This window comes from Pseudoalteromonas sp. MBR-15 (genome assembly GCF_053628915.1).
In genome coordinates this window covers 64,867-80,121 of sequence record NZ_JBRJHH010000016.1, presented here as the reverse complement: position 1 = coordinate 80,121, position 15,255 = coordinate 64,867, and the positions used below count along the sequence as shown (strand labels likewise).

Sequence of the window (15,255 nt, the reverse complement as noted above, 5' to 3'; positions counted from 1 at the left end):
CGATTAGCACTCAGTGAACTCTGTTAACATTATCGCAATATATTTATTTTGGAGTAAGCCTGTGACTGAGAACACCAAGGCATTTGATAGCTGGCTGCGTACCCGATTTGTTGAGATCAATAGCGAACTAGAAAAACTATATTGGCAACAAGACGATAAAGCGAATGTAGAAGGCGTTGGCGAACACCTTAAACACCAGTTAGAGCAGGAAGGGAATGAGCATATTCGTGCCTTATTAGCAGAAGGCAATACTGACGAAGGTTTTGATAATGCCTTTGATTTATTAGGCAATGTTGGCTTATTTATGGCTGCATGTCGTCGCCATGAAATTACTGAACCCTCACGCGAAACCACTTCTCCCTTGGTTGATGCGTCGGCACTTGCTATGCACATTGGCGCATCCATTGGTGTTACACCACGCTTTGCGACTGCTCATTTAACCACCCACAATAAAGCGGTTGATGGTCTTTATAAGCGCTTTACAAATCTTGAAGATGAAAAAGTCTTTGTTGATTACAACACCAAAGGAATTTTGGCTTACAAACGTGCGGCAGATGCGTTACTAAAAATTCAACCATTAGGAATTTCGCACCCTATTGCCGCTGATTTATTGGCTGTAGCCAAACATGCATTACTGGATGTCATCGAGTCAAATAATGCGCTGTATAACAAACTCGATACTGATCGTTTCTTTTACTGTGTGCGCCCTTATTACAAACCCTATCGCGTAGGGAAAGAGGTTTATCGTGGTGCAAATGCCGGTGATTTTGCAGGCATTAATGTGATTGATATGTTGCTTGGACTTTGTTTTGCTAACGAGCCAAGCTATTCGCAAATGCTGGTGGATAAATTTTTATACATGATGCCAGAAGATCAGCAAATATTGCGTGAAAGCATGCGGATGACGAGTATCATGGATGACTTTTTAGCCGCAGAAACTGAACGAGATAGTGAATGGCTGCAAACAAACTTAAAGTTATTTATTCAAGTTTGTAAATTGCATGGTGACACAGCAATCGGTCATCATAATCAACTAGTGAGTAAGTACATTGCACAGCCATCACAAAAAATGCAGCAACAACATATGGATAAAGTCACGGCGAGTGGGCCACCGTTACATGTGTTGCTTAACTCTCTTGAGCAATTACGTGATCGCCGAGCCGCAGCAAAACGCGACGATATCCGCACTCGCTACGATGATTTAACTAAGCTAAAACAGTGGATTAAGTAATGCGTAAACATGACTTTATACTCGCCCCAGGAAGCTATTTATTAAATCATTCTGTGGGCCGCGCTTTAAAATCGGCAGAGCCGTATTTTCATGAGCATTTTTTTGCCGCTTGGCAAAATGAAAATAAAGAGCCTTGGCAGCAATGGTTACACGGCGTTGAGGCATTTACATCAAGCTTAGCGCGGCTGTTTAATTCGGATGCAGAGCTATTTTGCCCACAAGTGAATTTATCGAGTGGCTTAACAAAGTTAGTGATGTCGCATCCGCGTTTGCAACAGACAAACTGCACAGTATTAATGGCAGAAAGTGATTTTCCTAGCATGGGATTTGCGATGCAAAAAGCGCTCCCTGCATGCGCTGAAATTGTGTTTATTGGCGCTGATGAGGATTTAACCGATGCTCAGGTTTGGCAATCATATTTGGCTAAGCACGCGTTCGATTTAGTGTTTGTGAGTCATGTGTATTCAAATACTGGCCAGCAAGCTCCGATTGCTGAAATCATTCAAATTGCAAAGCAATCCAATACGCTAAGCCTGATAGATATCGCTCAGTCGGCAGGTATTTTAGAGGTGGATTTAACAGCACTTGACCCCGATTTTATGCTTGGCTCGAGTGTTAAGTGGTTGTGCGGTGGCCCAGGTGCTGCTTATTTGTGGGTCAATCGTCATCAACTTGCATTGTGTCAGCCAAAAGATGTTGGTTGGTTCTCTCATCAAAATCCATTTGAGTTTGATATCAAGCATTTTACTTATCATCATACGGCACTGCGTTTTTGGGGAGGAACGCCATCAGTCGCACCGTGTATTTTAGCTGCGCATAGTATTCGCTACTTTGCCGATTTAGGCATTGATAAAGTACGCGCCCATAACTTAGCAATGCTTGCTACGTTGCATGCTGAGCTGAGTGAATATATGCGTTCGCCAAGTGCAGCAGATAAATGCTCCGGCACGGCAATCATGCATTTTGGTCGTCAACAACAGGCGGTTAAAGCGGCGTTGCATGAGGCTAATATCGCTGTTGATGAACGTCATTTAGGGCTAAGGGTCTCAGCCCATGTTTATAATGACGACAATGATATAAATGACTTTATTAAGACTGTGAAAAGCGTTTTAGATTAAGTGCTTGTCGCGCTTTTGCCTTTACAGAACGCCAGTGTGTCATCGGCTTTTTCGGTACCAGCGCTAAAATGTGTTCGAAATCGATGTCATCAATATGCATTTCATTACTGTGCGCAAACATAATGCGTTGAGGTTTAAGGGCTTTTAGCATTAATAAAGAGTTTAAATACAGTTTAGGATAAAACACAGGAAAGGGTGGCATAAGCTGCCCTTTCACTTTTACGAGTAAGTCGGCAATGTAAATTCGCTCTGTGGGAATATGGTACAAGCTAATATCGCGGTCGGTATGACCTGGTGTATGCAGTGCTTGCCAGTCATCAAAATCCGGTAGGGTAGAGTCGGTTGCTAAGTAATAGTCGGCATCTAGATATCGGCTATACCAAAGGTTGCGTCTTTCTTTGTTTAGCCGACCTGCAACCCACCATGCAAGAGCGATATCGGTCAAGTGCATTAAAATACCATCAAGGCCTTTATACCATTGCCCCGGTGCATTAGATGTCGCAATTTTTGCACCGCTTAGTTTTCTTAGGGCATGGGCGCCACCGGCATGATCGGGATGCATATGAGTCACAACAATCAGTTTTAAATCTGTCAGAGGGCGGTTGAGTTGTTCGGTAATATAGTTAAATACGGTGTCGACATCAGCGCGGCAACACCCATCGAGTAGCATTAGTTTGTCGGGATATTCAACTAAGTAAATATTTTGAATATAGCCTTCGATTGTGTGTATGTGCATTACCCTCGCTCCCTTAATTAACCCGTCTCAATTGTTATATCATGCCTGACCAGTTTAGGAAAATTAGGGGGTTTGTGTGCCATTGAGTTGCTTTTTACGCTCTTCTAATTGTTTTATCTGTTGTTCAAATTGCGTAAGTTGGTTTTCATAGTATGAATTTATGCGCTTACTTTGTTTACTTATTGCATCGTCAATCGAATCTGCACCTAATCTGTTCGCCGCATCTTGAGTCATTAACTTAAGTTTTTCTATTCGTTCGCGCTGTTGTTGCTTTAGGTTTTTACGTTCTAATTCTAGTTGTTGAATTTTGCGATCGATTTCTTGGACTTGTAGGTAGTCATCAACGCTTAGCTCAGGCTGTTTTTTTGTATTATCGGTGAGTTGTTTAGGGGGAAGGTTGATTTTTATGATAGTGGCGTCTTTTCCACAGGGTTGCTCTGAGAAAGTGGCAACACCCTTTATCATGCATTTATAGACAGTTGCTTGGCTGCTATTCGCGCCTAACAGTAATGTTAAAGTTAACAAAGCTGAACTGATCATGGCGTCTCACCGATAATTTAACTGAGACTTAGCATGCATGATTAACAATAAAAGGTGCAAGTTTTTGGGCATAAAAAAACCGCTAAAAAGCGGTTTTTAATAATAAAATGGTGGAGAAGGAGGGATTCGAACCCTCGATAGAGCTACAAACCCTATACTCCCTTAGCAGGGGAGCGCCTTCGGCCACTCGGCCACCTCTCCAACGCATAATTCAGATTGTAACTTGCTGATAATTATCAACAAATAAAAATAAGTGGTGGAGAGATAGGGATTTGAACCCTAGAGGGGCTACAAACCCCTGCCGGTTTTCAAGACCGGTGCATTCGACCACTCTGCCATCTCTCCACAAAGTGTTGCGAGAATAATACTTAGCTGAATCGGTTGTGTAAATAGGAAAAAGTTCGTTTGCTTGTTTTTTGAGCGTAAAGACGGTGTTTTTTGTAAAAAGCTTTAAATTTTTGCTGTTTTAGTGCTTTTAAAAAGAGGGGGAGCAGCAAACGAGGAGCTAAAGAAGATGCTTCGTTAGTGGTTGGGTGTTTGCTGCACCTAAAAAGTAACCATGGTTGGGGATTACTTATATTGTACTGCACCGCCAAGCGCTAGCTTTTTGCCGTAGCGATTTAGTTTTGCCAACATTTTTGCTTTGCGGTTAGTTGGTTTTACGGCAACATGAGTTGCAGCATTTTGATTTAAAGTGTTAATTGGGTTCATTACTTTGCTCCAGATTGTGTTTGGTTGAAAACATGGGTATTTTGCAGGCAAAGTGAACAAAAATAAAACGATAAAATTTGAGTCTGCCGGATAACTTTTTCTTATCTGAATGCGCCTTGTTAACGGTGGGTTAAGTTACGAGTCTCATTGTTTTTTGAATAATTATGCTAAAGCAATCCGCTCTAAATTCCTTGTTTATAGGGGTTTTTAGCTTTTGAAACTTTGTTTTATGCGTTTTTAAAGTTTTAAATTGAGTATTTATTCAGATTAATTTAATTTGAATAAAAAAGAGGTTTCTTGCTAAGAAGATGAAGTGGCAGTTGATGTTAATAATAATAAAGCCAAGTGACAAAAAAAATACTAAGCAAAGTGTTGAATGGTTATTAAACGAATGCACATTACGGCACATTGAGCCGCAACTTTTCTTTACCACGGGACACTTTGAAAGTGACCATAAAGCAATTGCGAATCTTGCAAAGCACGTTAATCAGGCTGTTGTTATTGGTGGCGATGGTTCACTGCATTTAGCCATTAATGCACTGTTTGGTTGTGATTGTTCAATTGCCTTATTGCCAGCAGGGACCGGTAATGACTTTGCGCGAGGCTTTGCTTTTAAACCGCAACAATGGCGAGATGCTGTCTTTTCAGGCCATACTCAGTTAATTGATGTTGGGAAAATTAATCAGCGGTATTTTATTAATGTGGCTGGGGTCGGTTTTGATGCGGATGTTGTTAGTCAATTAAATCAAGTGGGGCGGTTTACTGCGTTTGGTTATCTATGGCAGGGCATTAAACAGTTATTTTCTTTTCAAGCAAAGTCTTTATCAGGGGTATTTGCCGACAAGCATGAAGAGTTCACTAATTTAGTGACTTTATTTGCTAACCATCATTATTTTGGTGGAGGCTTAAAAATTGCGCCTCATGCCATATTGAATGATGGAGAGCTTGAGTGTTATCGCATGCCAGCAGGTAACTTAGTGAAGAATTTACGCAGTTTTTTACATCTCATTTTTGTAAAACATCATAACTTAAACGAGCTTCAATACTGCCGTTTGTCTCGTGCCGAAATACACACTGCCGGTTTGCTAATAGAGGCTGATGGCGAGTTGGTCGGTGTGACACCTGCAAAAGTTGTCATGTATCACCAAGCATTACGTTTTCATTTACCATAAAAAAGCGCCTGCTATTTTTAGCAGGCGCTTGGTGTTAGAGGTGACATAATCACTTCTAACTGGGGACAGAGCGATTTTGCAGGCTATTTCTTGTAGCAAAAAACGCTTTAATTCGTTGTGTGGGCGTTAATACAATGGCATTGCCAAATAGCACTAAACTAAACCCTATAAATGTGTTGGTTTGCCACTCAAACCCTTCAAACAATGTACTCAGTACGACTGCCACTAGAGGAAATAATACAATGACGTAACTGGCGCGCTCGGGACCAATATTTTTCAACAGCGCAAAATAACAAGCAAATGCGATGACAGTGCCAAATATGGCTAAGTAAAGTAGCGATACCCAGTAACTTGCAGGTGCAGTGAATGTCAGTTGCACGTCGCTTATTAATACATACACGGCTAAGCCAATAGCACTGTAAAGCATGCCCCATGCATTCCCCTGCATAACGCCAATATCACGCTGAGAATTGCGGACGCTGATCATATTACCTAATGAAGCCACAAAGGTCCCTGACAGCGCAAGTAGTAACCCGACCAACGTACCATTACTCAAGTCGAACTGCTGAATTTGTGGCCAAAACAAGCTGGCGATACCCAAAACGCCTAACAATGCGCCAACGTAAATTCGCTTGGCGATTGGTTTCGAAAAAAACAGTCGGGTATTAATAATATTCATCACTAATAGCATTGAGAATGCAATGGAGGCCATGGCAGAACTAAGGTAGTTTTGTGCCCAATACAGTGTTAGGTAGTTCAAACCAAAGTTAAATAATGCCAGTAGGGTAAAAAAACCATGATCACGCCATGAATAACGCATCGGCAGGTTTTTAAATAACACAAATGCCCACATTAAAATGGCGGCAATCGCAAAACGATAGAACAAAGAAATTTCAACGGCGACATCACCTAGTTGAAACTCAATAGCCAGCCACGTTGATCCCCAGATCAATACAGTTGCAAGGTAAAGAGCGGCGCTTTTCATCTTTATTGCCTAAATAGGGTAAGTGTGTTTATTTTAAGTTGATTCTGTATACTTAACATATACAGAAAACTACAAATGCAACCTATACAGTTTGGTGGGCTATGTCACAAGTGATCAGTCGCAGTAACAGTGAGTTCTTGTATCAGCAAGTGACTCAGTTAGTAAGAGATTTATCGTCACAGGGATCGTTATTACCCGGTGAAAAACTCCCTTCATTGCGAAAAATGGCTGAAAAGCTTAATGTCAGTATTCCTACCGTTAAGCAGGCCTATCAGCTTCTTGAGGGGCAAGGGTTGATTGAAGCGAGAGAGAAGTCGGGATACTTTTTAAAATCATCGCAGTTAAATCAATCAAGACCCAAGCGCGTGAAATTAAGCCGCGAGCCAATGACTGTCAACAAGCAAGCGCTGATAGAGCAAGTTTATAGCGCAATTCACAAAGCCAATGTTGTCCCGTTTGGTATTGCTAATCCAATTGCTGCTGCACCCACCGATAAAGCATTAGCACGAACGATGCGCCGAGTGATGACATTGGCCGGAGCTACGGTAATTAATTATGGGCCGATGGATGGCTTTGCTCCGTTAAAAAAGCAATTGATTCATCGTTATTTAGATTTCGGAATTGGTGTGGCGAGCGATGAATTGGTGATCACCAATGGGGCACAAGAAGCGCTTGCTATTGCACTAAAATGCGTGGCAAAACCTGGTGATGTGATTGCGATTGAATCACCTTGTTACTTTGGCATCATTGAGTTAATTGAAAGTTTAGGCTTGAAAGCGCTGGAAATCCCACTATGCCCAGATGAAGGCATTTGGTTAGATGACTTACAACAGGCGCTAGATGAGCATGATATAAAAGCATGCGTGTTCTCTACCTCATTGAATAACCCTGTGGGGAGTTTTATGCCTGATAGTAAGCGTGAACAGCTGGTCGCTTTACTTGAGGCTCGTGATGTTGTGCTGATAGAGGATGATGTATACGGTGATCTACATTACACCGCAAAACGTGCTACACCAGCGCAGGCTTACTCTAAAAAAGGATTGGTGATCACCTGCGCCTCATTTTCAAAAACGGCTGCACCGAGTTATCGGATTGGTTGGATTATTGCGGGCCAGTTTGCTGAACAAGCCAGACGTTTTAAACGAGCCTTGAGCTGCTCAGCGCCATTGATCAATCAATGGACCTTGTATGAATTTATTGCCAGTGGTGAATACGATAGAAATATTCGTTTATTACGCCAGCGACTAAGTGCTAACAAAGAGCGAATGATTTGGTGCCTGCAGCAATATATGCCAAGTTGTGCACGTATTAGTAACCCGCAGGGAGGGTGTGTTATTTGGGTGGACTTAGGGAGTCAATATGATGCCGTTAAACTATTCCATTTAGCATTAGATGCGGGGATTAGTATTACTCCTGGGCTTATTTTTTCGGCGGGGAAAAAATACCGCAGCTGTTTTCGATTAAGCTATGGTTTGCCTTGGTCAGAGCGTTTGGAAGACGCAGTCAAAACGTTGTCACAACTAACCGTACTTGCAAAAAAATAAAAAAAGCGCAGAGCAAGCTCTGCGCCATAAGACCAAGTAGATTGGTTCAGGGATGTTAATGCATTACAGGGTGTTCTGTTTGAACGTGAACAGTTGGTATTCTTTGAGTTGTGGCACTAAAGTAACGAGCTGTTGCTCTTTGTGAGCAATATCGGCAAAGCTGCCACACAATGCGTCGGCACGTTTTTCAAGTTGCGCTGCTTGTGTTTCTACACGCGCTTCGATTTGTTCACCCATGTTTTCCATGCGCTGTTCAAACGTGTCCATGTCACCACCCGAGCCAAGAAGCTCAGAGCCTAGCGCAACTAAAATACTGCCCATTGATTGCATCATTGCCGATTCAACTGCAGACTCAATTTGTTGGTCGAATTGTTCATCAAAATTTTGACCAAACTTTTCAAAACTTTGCTGACCCATGGTGAATGCACCTTGTTGGTAAAAGGTATTTTGCACTTCTACACTAATCTCATCCATTAATTCCGAGATGTCATCAAAGCCACTAATGTTGAATGCGTTTGCCACTTCTTCAATTGCAACACCGGCAATTTTCACACCCTCTAGAGCAATGTTTGCCACTTCGGGTAGTTGGCTACGTAAGCTATCTGAGTAATTTGCAATAGCTTGTTGTTGAGATGCATTCAGCGAGATGTTTTCGCCATCAATGTATAAGTTATTTTGATCAATGATTTTCATTGTGCTGTTATCAGCAGTGAACACTTCTAATTCGTTTGGCGTGATGCGAACATCGTTCTTGAACTCAACATCACATTGCTCACCACTGAATGAAATATGCGTATCATTATCGTTATGAGCCATAGCGCTGGTTGCGATAAATAAAGAACTTACTAACAATAACTTTTTCATTTTTTTCTTTCCTGTTTGAAATGACGAAAATAAATAATCAAACTTAATGCCAAGGTTTTTATTGTGTTTATTTTCATTGAGTTATGTTGTTTTTGTGGTTTTTTAAAATGAAAGCTGTTTGGTTTTTTAGCCATTTTTTAGTCAAATTAACTAAAAAACACACATGGATAAATGTGTTTTATCGAAACGATAAAAAACTCTCACTTTTCAGAAATCAAATTTAGCGCTATTTATTCACAATATTGACATATCGCCACTTTAGCATGGCGGTGTGGCTTTATTTTGGTGGTTTTTTACATACTAAATAACCACTGAGCTTTTTAATCTTTGCCAATTCACAGAGCGAATTTTAATCTCCTGAATTGGTCTCAAACACTTTATGGAGTGGGTTGTGGGTAAGACATTTAGTTATGATGCGCTAGATGACGATTTTGTTGAAGACGAGTACGAAATGGTCGGGCGTAATCAACACGACAAGAAAAAGCAACGCGTTAAGAAGAAGTTGGAAGACTATCTTGAGCAAAAACGCTTGCGCAGAAACTTAGGCGAAGACGACTTTGATGAGTACATGAACGACTAAGCATAAATTTAGATAAAGAGGCTATTGCCTCTTTATTGCTTTTTGGTTCGAGGTTTATTTGCTCAGTGCCGTAATAATTGCAGACTCGATGTGTTCTGGTTTAGTGAGGGGCGCGAATCGTTTAATCGCTTTACCATCCCTACCAATCAGAAACTTTGTAAAGTTCCACTTTATTTTACGGGTGATAAAGCCCGGTAATTCTGATTTTAGGTGCCTAAAGACAGGGTGAGCATGTTCACCATTGACATCCACCTTACTCATCATTAAGAAACTCACGCCATAGTTGATGAGGCAGCCTTCCTTAATTTCTTTTGCGTCACCGGGCTCTTGTTTACCAAACTGATTACACGGAAAGCCGATAATAATGAGGCCTTGATCATGGTATTTTTCGTGCAATTTTTGCAGGCCTTCGTATTGTGGTGTAAAACCACACTTGCTCGCTGTATTGACGACTAAAACGACTTTATTTTCGAAATCAGAAAAGTGAACCGTTTGGCCTTGTAAGTTGGTTGCTGAGAGTTGATAAAATTCGTTCATAATAGTGACTTTTTATTATTATTTGATTGATTCTAACCCGCTTGCCTTATTTCTGAAAGTGTGAATTTTATTCAGCGAATTCATTGGTAAGGTGCTCAATTAGTAAACGTACGCGGTAAGGCAAGAGATCTTTGCGCGGATAAACCAACCAAGAGGCGTTGTCGCTGACTTGAAAGTCATCCAGCACTGTTACAAGTTGCCCTTTTGCAATATAGGGCTCAACAATGTCGTGTGCCAAATGCGCGATTCCGATGCCAGCAATAGCTGCACTTAGAATGGCTTGAGGGTGATTGCTGCGCCAATTGCCATTTATACGGACTTCTTTGATGTGTTTATCAATGTTAAAACGCCAACGTTTTCTCATCGCGATTAGGCAATTGTGTTCAGTCAACTCATAAGGGTGCGTTAAGCGTGGATGGTTGGCTAGGTATTCAGGGCTTGCGACAAGCGTCATTATTCGCTTGCAAAGAGGTCTGGCGATAAGATTGGAGTCTTCCATGCGGCCAAAACGAACGGCTAAGTCAAAGCCCTCTTCAACTAAATTGACATTACGGCTATTGAAGTCGATTTCGACTTCGACCTCTGGGTAGCGTTTGACAAATTCGGCAACTTTCGGTGCAACTTGATTGGCAACAAATTCACCGGCACCTGTGATACGAATAAGCCCTTTAGGTTGGCGTTGCTCACCCTGTAACTGGTTATTCGCATCGATAAGCTCTTGCCGGATTGCTTTAAGTTTGATCGCATATTCTTTTCCGGCCTCTGTCAGGCTTATTTTTCGCGTGGTACGCTGAAAAAGGACTGACCCTAAGCGGTTTTCAAGTTGTTGAATTTGCCTACTAATATGTGAAGTAGAGACCTCCATCGCCTTGGCTGCATGGGTAAAGCTCCCTTGCTCAACAACATATAAAAATTCGTCTAAACCTTGCCACATATTCATATCCTAAGATTTCTAGCTAGTGTGAGTTTACGTTAATTATTATTGCATTACTGCAAAAGTGATTATCTATTTTACTGCTTTATCCCTATATAAAAATAACTAAAATGGGTTATTCACTGATAAAAACTCACATCAACGATGAGGAAGCCACATGTTAAATTTTAGTTTTGAAAACCCAACCAAGATTCATTTTGGTGAGCAACAGATTAAAGAGATTCAGTCAGAAATCCCTAAAAATGCCAAAGTACTCGTCACTTATGGTGGTGGCAGCATTAAGAAAAATGGCGTTTATGATCAGGTTAAAGCAGCATTAAGTGAGCATACGTGGTTTGAGTTTGCAGGTATTGAGCCAAACCCAAGTTATCAAACCTGTATGAAAGCCGTAGAGCTTGTTAAAGAAAAGCAGATTGATTTCATTCTGGCTGTAGGTGGGGGTTCTGTGGTTGATGGCAGTAAGTTTATTGCCGCTGCGGCTGAATTCACGGGTGAGCCTTGGGATATTTTAGCAAACGGCGCAGAAGTAAAATCGGCGGTTGCACTCGGTGTGGTACTGACCTTGCCTGCAACGGGGTCTGAGTCGAATACCTTTAGTGTTGTCTCAAACCTTGAAACTCACGATAAACTTCCATTTGCCAGTGAGTATGTGCGCCCTCGTTTTGCGGTACTTGACCCCGCAGTAACGTTTTCATTACCAGAGCGCCAAGTGACTAACGGGATTGTTGACGCATTTGTACATACTATGGAGCAATACCTTACGTATGATGTAGGTGCAAAGTTGCAAGACCGCTTTGCCGAAGGAATTTTAATGACCCTCATTGAAGAAGGACCTAAAGCATTCTCAGAGCCAGAAAATTATCAGGTGCGCGCTAATATTATGTGGTCAGCAACAATGGCATTAAATGGGTTGATTGGTGCGGGCGTACCTCAAGATTGGGCAACACATATGATAGGGCATGAAATGACAGCAGTGTACGGCCTTGATCATGCGCAAACCCTAGCGATTGTATTACCACGCATGATGGCTGAGCAAAAAGACACTAAGCGCGGTAAGTTACTACAATATGCAGAACGTGTGCTGGGACTGGATATTACCAATGAAGAGGCGGCAATTGAACACGCGATAGCTGCAACGGAAGCTTTCTTCCACAGTGTTAAAATGCCAACACGTTTGAGCGATTATAACTTAGACGACAGTGTGGCAGATAAGCTTGTTGCGCAGTTAGAGCGCCATGGCATGACTGCACTGGGTGAGCGTGAGCAAGTGACACTTGAGAAAAGCCGCGCTATTTTGCTCGCCAGCGTATAAGTTGCGTTAGCTTAAGATTATAAATAATCCCATCCCTGCCAGTGTTGTGTAGTAAATGTTGTGTGTTTTGTAAGCCACAATAACGGCAAGTACCGCAGCGCTTAGGTAGGGATTTTGCCAATCTAAATTAATCCCTTCATCATTAATAAATACAATGGGCACCCAAATAGCAGTGAGCACGGCAGGAGCACTAAAACTCAAAAACTGCTGCATTTTAGGGCCTACCTTAAAAGGCAAAGCGCGGTGTAGAAACAAGTAACGCGTAAAAAAAGTAATACACGCCATTAATACAATCGTGGTCATCATGCTCTATGCTCCTCTTTTGCTTGCCAGCGGCTAATTGCGTACCCAACCGACATAGCAATCAGTGCTGCTGTTACTAACCATAACTGAAAACCGTGGCTTTTAAGGAGGGTTGCAACGACTCCTGCGGTGACGACGGTGGCAAGAGTTGCGAGGTTTTTCACCCCTGGCACTACTAATGCAATGAAAGTGGCGGCAATAGCAAAATCAAGGCCCAGGTTTGTTAAATCGGGCAATAAGCTGCCAGCAACAATACCAAGCAATGTCCATATGTTCCATGCGATATAAAAACTAAAGCCAGCACTTAAAGCATAAATAAGACGCAGCTTTGTTTGGTAAGCTTTAGGGTGATGCGAAAAAGCAAATAACTCATCGGTTAAAACAAAGCTGACAGGTAAACGCCAACCAAATGGTTGATCAATGACTTTATGGCGGATGGCTAGGCCATACAAAAAGTGTCTTGAACTTATTATAAGCGTGGTAAATAAAATAGTGAGTAAGGGGGTATTACCAGCCATTAATTCAATCGCGACTAACTGCGCAGAACCGGCAAATACGAGTAGTGACATTGCTTGTGTTTCAAACGCACTAAAGCCATTTTGGATTGCTAAAGAGCCACACAGAATGCCCCACGGGATGACGGCTAAACATAGCGGGAGCATGTCGAAAAAGCCTTTTAATAACGCTTTGAGAATAGGTTTTTGCATTTTATCGCTCTTACTTGTTGTTATGGCTCAGATCAAAACACCTGTAATGGAGGCGTGTCAAAATAACCGAAGTTTGCAATAATGTATACCCCAATGCCTTGCCGGTTCTGGTCTTTTTAAGTGCTTTGAGTATATTTCATAGGGAGCGTTATCATGTCTAAAGTGAAAGTATGGGATGGCTTTATAAGAAGCTTTCATTGGTTATTAGTCGTTGCAATTGCAACGCTTTATTTTAGTGCTGAAGAAGGCATGCTGGAGCTACATTTTGCAACCGGGTATTTCACGCTAGCGCTCATAATCACGCGTCTTATATGGGGGGTTATTGGCAGTAAAACGGCCAAGCTGTCCTCATTGATACATTCACCGATTGCGGCAATTAAGTCATTTAAAAATAATGAGCATAAAGCTGGTCACGGGGCTGCCGGCAGCTATATGGTCATCGCGTTTTTTATATTAATTTTGGCGCAACTAGGCTCAGGATTGATGACCAGCGATGACATACTTACCGATGGACCGCTTGTTAAATATGTATCTACGGACACGGTTGAGTTTGCTGGTTGGTTACATCACCTGAACTTTGATATTTTACTGTATGCTATTGTGCTGCATGTAATTGCGATTGTGATATATCGCATTAAAGGCAAGAACCTCGTTAAACCAATGCTGACGGGCAGTAGTGAGCAAGTCTCTGTGACTGAGCCTGTGACAAAATCACCCTTGCTTGCATTCGTTATTTTTGCGCTGTGTTTAGTGGTACTTTTTACCACATGGGGTGCTGAGCCATTAAGTTATTTGTTTAATTAAGTGAGTTGAGTGAGTTAAGTGAGTTAAGTGAGTTAAGTGTTAAAAAAGGCGCAGACAGCGCCTTTTTTAATGTCGTTGACTAGTCTTTAAATGACTTATGACAGTCTTTACATCCTTTAGCCCACGCACCGAATGCTTTACCAATTACTTTCTGATCACCACTTTTTGCTGCAACAGCAAGTTCATCCGCATATTGCTGGAAAGCGACTGCTTTTTTCATAAAAGTGTCGTTATCGCTCCACACCGCGGGAAGCGCTGATGTTTCGCCTTTGTCTGAACCTGCAACAAATGCTTCCCATGGCATTTTTGATAAAGCGGCAGCATTATTTGCTCGCATTTGGAAGCGCTCAGCATCAAAAGGGACTTTTCCTTTTAACATGTCGCCCATATCACCAATTTGTACACGGATCATAGAAAACGCAGCTTGGCGGTATTCAATCGCGTCGCTAGGTTCTTCGAATACGGTGCTTGCTGTTGCGCCTAGTGCCAGTGTCGATAACATGGTACCTAATACTAAGTGTTTTAATTTCATTCCTTTTGCCCCTTTAGATGTCATAAAGATAAACTGTTTGAGTTGTATCTTAGCTAGGTGTTTTATTCAAGTGTAATGCGGTTAATCTTAACTTAAGTTTAATTTAATCATTAATATCAATGTCAGCGAAGATCATCCCGCGTCGCATGCTACGTGTTGCTAAGAAAACTTCGCCAAGTAACGATAAAAAGCCACAAATGAGCAGTGCCATCGCAGCTACAAAGCAACTGGCAATGGTCACACTTAAGTTGATAGAGTGAATGTGTGATAAAAATAAACACATAACCACGGCGCACACGAGCAAAGCACTTAATACACTTGCACTAAATGCAATATGAATACAGCGAGAACGTTTTAGCAGGGCTCTTAACTCTGTGGTCAGTGACTTATTGAACTCTTCGTCGGTACTGACTTTTAGCTTTCGCTCTAACTGCCTAGCGCGGTCTGTAATACGCGCTAAACGATTTGATAAAACACCTAAGGTTGCCGCAATACCGGTGATTAAAAAGACTGGAGCGACAGCGGTTTGTATAACCTTTGCCATCGTTAGTATGTTAATGACTTCTGAGTTCATTGTGCCTTACTCTACTCTAAAAATACTACTTTCGTTTACAAACGTTTACATCAAATTTATGATGTCAAAGC

General features: G+C 41.8%; 18 protein-coding genes and 2 tRNA genes. 7 read left to right on the top strand and 13 right to left on the bottom strand.

Annotated elements, in window-relative coordinates:
* The first annotated feature begins 61 nt into the window (after positions 1–61).
* Both ACSSVW_RS18200 and ACSSVW_RS18195 read left to right on the top strand, forming a co-directional pair.
* Positions 62–1,231, top strand: a complete 1,170-nt coding sequence (locus ACSSVW_RS18200) for a PrnB family protein (protein WP_036974345.1) — start codon at positions 62–64, stop codon at positions 1,229–1,231.
* Entirely contained in the window at positions 1,231–2,349 is a 1,119-nt protein-coding gene (locus ACSSVW_RS18195) for an aminotransferase class V-fold PLP-dependent enzyme (RefSeq protein WP_421419137.1), read from the top strand. The genes ACSSVW_RS18200 and ACSSVW_RS18195 overlap by 1 nt, the downstream gene beginning before the upstream one ends.
* Here the strand turns inward: ACSSVW_RS18195 and ACSSVW_RS18190 are convergent.
* The 5 genes from ACSSVW_RS18190 to ACSSVW_RS18170 all read right to left on the bottom strand — a co-directional run bounded on the left by ACSSVW_RS18190 (position 2,321) and on the right by ACSSVW_RS18170 (position 4,336).
* Entirely contained in the window at positions 2,321–3,085 is a 765-nt protein-coding gene (locus ACSSVW_RS18190) for an MBL fold metallo-hydrolase (protein WP_036974349.1), read from the bottom strand. The two genes, ACSSVW_RS18195 and ACSSVW_RS18190, sit on opposite strands and share 29 nt — an antisense overlap.
* 63 nt (positions 3,086–3,148) lie before the next feature.
* The gene (locus tag ACSSVW_RS18185) at positions 3,149–3,625 is read right to left on the bottom strand and encodes a DUF4124 domain-containing protein (RefSeq protein WP_421419138.1); all 477 of its coding nucleotides are present in this window, start codon (positions 3,623–3,625) and stop codon (positions 3,149–3,151) included.
* A 108-nt stretch (positions 3,626–3,733) separates the two neighbouring features.
* Positions 3,734–3,826 (bottom strand) — tRNA-Ser (locus ACSSVW_RS18180).
* 53 nt (positions 3,827–3,879) lie between these two features.
* Positions 3,880–3,970, bottom strand: a tRNA-Ser gene (locus ACSSVW_RS18175).
* 225 nt (positions 3,971–4,195) lie between these two features.
* Positions 4,196–4,336, bottom strand: a complete 141-nt coding sequence (locus ACSSVW_RS18170; RefSeq protein ID WP_162898013.1) for a hypothetical protein — start codon at positions 4,334–4,336, stop codon at positions 4,196–4,198.
* Between the two features lie 323 nt (positions 4,337–4,659).
* Between ACSSVW_RS18170 and ACSSVW_RS18165 the strand changes: the two genes are divergently transcribed.
* Positions 4,660–5,508, top strand: a complete 849-nt coding sequence (locus ACSSVW_RS18165; protein ID WP_036974456.1) for a diacylglycerol/lipid kinase family protein — start codon at positions 4,660–4,662, stop codon at positions 5,506–5,508.
* 55 nt (positions 5,509–5,563) lie between these two features.
* Here the strand turns inward: ACSSVW_RS18165 and ACSSVW_RS18160 are convergent, their stop codons facing one another.
* The gene (locus ACSSVW_RS18160) at positions 5,564–6,493 is read right to left on the bottom strand and encodes a DMT family transporter (RefSeq protein WP_036974353.1); all 930 of its coding nucleotides are present in this window, start codon (positions 6,491–6,493) and stop codon (positions 5,564–5,566) included.
* A gap of 101 nt (positions 6,494–6,594) precedes the next feature.
* On the opposite strand from ACSSVW_RS18160, the gene ACSSVW_RS18155 reads away from it, so the two are divergent.
* A complete protein-coding gene (locus ACSSVW_RS18155) occupies positions 6,595–8,037 on the top strand; it encodes an aminotransferase-like domain-containing protein (RefSeq protein WP_421419139.1) in 1,443 nt (480 codons plus the stop codon).
* Positions 8,038–8,100: 63 nt separating this feature from the next.
* Here ACSSVW_RS18155 and ACSSVW_RS18150 read toward each other — a convergent pair whose 3' ends face one another.
* Positions 8,101–8,901, bottom strand: coding sequence for a YggN family protein (locus ACSSVW_RS18150; RefSeq protein ID WP_421419140.1), 801 nt, complete (start codon positions 8,899–8,901; stop codon positions 8,101–8,103).
* A gap of 391 nt (positions 8,902–9,292) precedes the next feature.
* On the opposite strand from ACSSVW_RS18150, the gene ACSSVW_RS18145 reads away from it, so the two are divergent.
* On the top strand, positions 9,293–9,481 hold the full coding sequence (locus ACSSVW_RS18145) for a PA3496 family putative envelope integrity protein (RefSeq protein ID WP_036974357.1): 189 nt from the start codon (positions 9,293–9,295) through the stop codon (positions 9,479–9,481).
* A 54-nt stretch (positions 9,482–9,535) separates the two neighbouring features.
* Here the strand turns inward: ACSSVW_RS18145 and ACSSVW_RS18140 are convergent, their stop codons facing one another.
* Positions 9,536–10,018 carry a glutathione peroxidase gene (locus ACSSVW_RS18140; RefSeq protein ID WP_065978870.1) on the bottom strand — a complete coding sequence of 161 codons (483 nt, stop codon included), beginning with the start codon at positions 10,016–10,018 and terminating at the stop codon, positions 9,536–9,538.
* A 67-nt stretch (positions 10,019–10,085) separates the two neighbouring features.
* Entirely contained in the window at positions 10,086–10,952 is an 867-nt protein-coding gene (locus ACSSVW_RS18135) for a LysR family transcriptional regulator (protein WP_454179869.1), read from the bottom strand.
* A gap of 157 nt (positions 10,953–11,109) precedes the next feature.
* Here ACSSVW_RS18135 and ACSSVW_RS18130 point away from each other — a divergent pair, with 157 nt between their 5' ends.
* A complete protein-coding gene (locus ACSSVW_RS18130) occupies positions 11,110–12,264 on the top strand; it encodes an iron-containing alcohol dehydrogenase (RefSeq protein ID WP_036974363.1) in 1,155 nt (384 codons plus the stop codon).
* Positions 12,265–12,270: 6 nt separating this feature from the next.
* Here the strand turns inward: ACSSVW_RS18130 and ACSSVW_RS18125 are convergent, their stop codons facing one another.
* Entirely contained in the window at positions 12,271–12,570 is a 300-nt protein-coding gene (locus tag ACSSVW_RS18125) for an AzlD domain-containing protein (protein ID WP_036974365.1), read from the bottom strand.
* On the bottom strand, positions 12,567–13,274 hold the full coding sequence (locus tag ACSSVW_RS18120; RefSeq protein WP_421419142.1) for an AzlC family ABC transporter permease: 708 nt from the start codon (positions 13,272–13,274) through the stop codon (positions 12,567–12,569). Before ACSSVW_RS18120 ends, ACSSVW_RS18125 begins: the two co-directional genes overlap by 4 nt.
* 153 nt (positions 13,275–13,427) lie before the next feature.
* Between ACSSVW_RS18120 and ACSSVW_RS18115 the strand changes: the two genes are divergently transcribed.
* Positions 13,428–14,078, top strand: a complete 651-nt coding sequence (locus tag ACSSVW_RS18115; RefSeq protein ID WP_036974369.1) for a cytochrome b/b6 domain-containing protein — start codon at positions 13,428–13,430, stop codon at positions 14,076–14,078.
* A 79-nt stretch (positions 14,079–14,157) separates the two neighbouring features.
* On the opposite strand, the gene ACSSVW_RS18110 is transcribed toward ACSSVW_RS18115, so the two are convergent.
* Complete coding sequence (locus tag ACSSVW_RS18110; protein ID WP_036974371.1) at positions 14,158–14,610, bottom strand: c-type cytochrome; 453 nt, start codon at positions 14,608–14,610, stop codon at positions 14,158–14,160.
* 103 nt (positions 14,611–14,713) lie between these two features.
* Positions 14,714–15,184 (bottom strand): DUF2721 domain-containing protein, encoded by a 471-nt coding sequence (locus tag ACSSVW_RS18105; RefSeq protein ID WP_036974373.1) that lies wholly within the window; start codon positions 15,182–15,184, stop codon positions 14,714–14,716.
* Between the last annotated feature and the right edge of the window lie 71 nt (positions 15,185–15,255).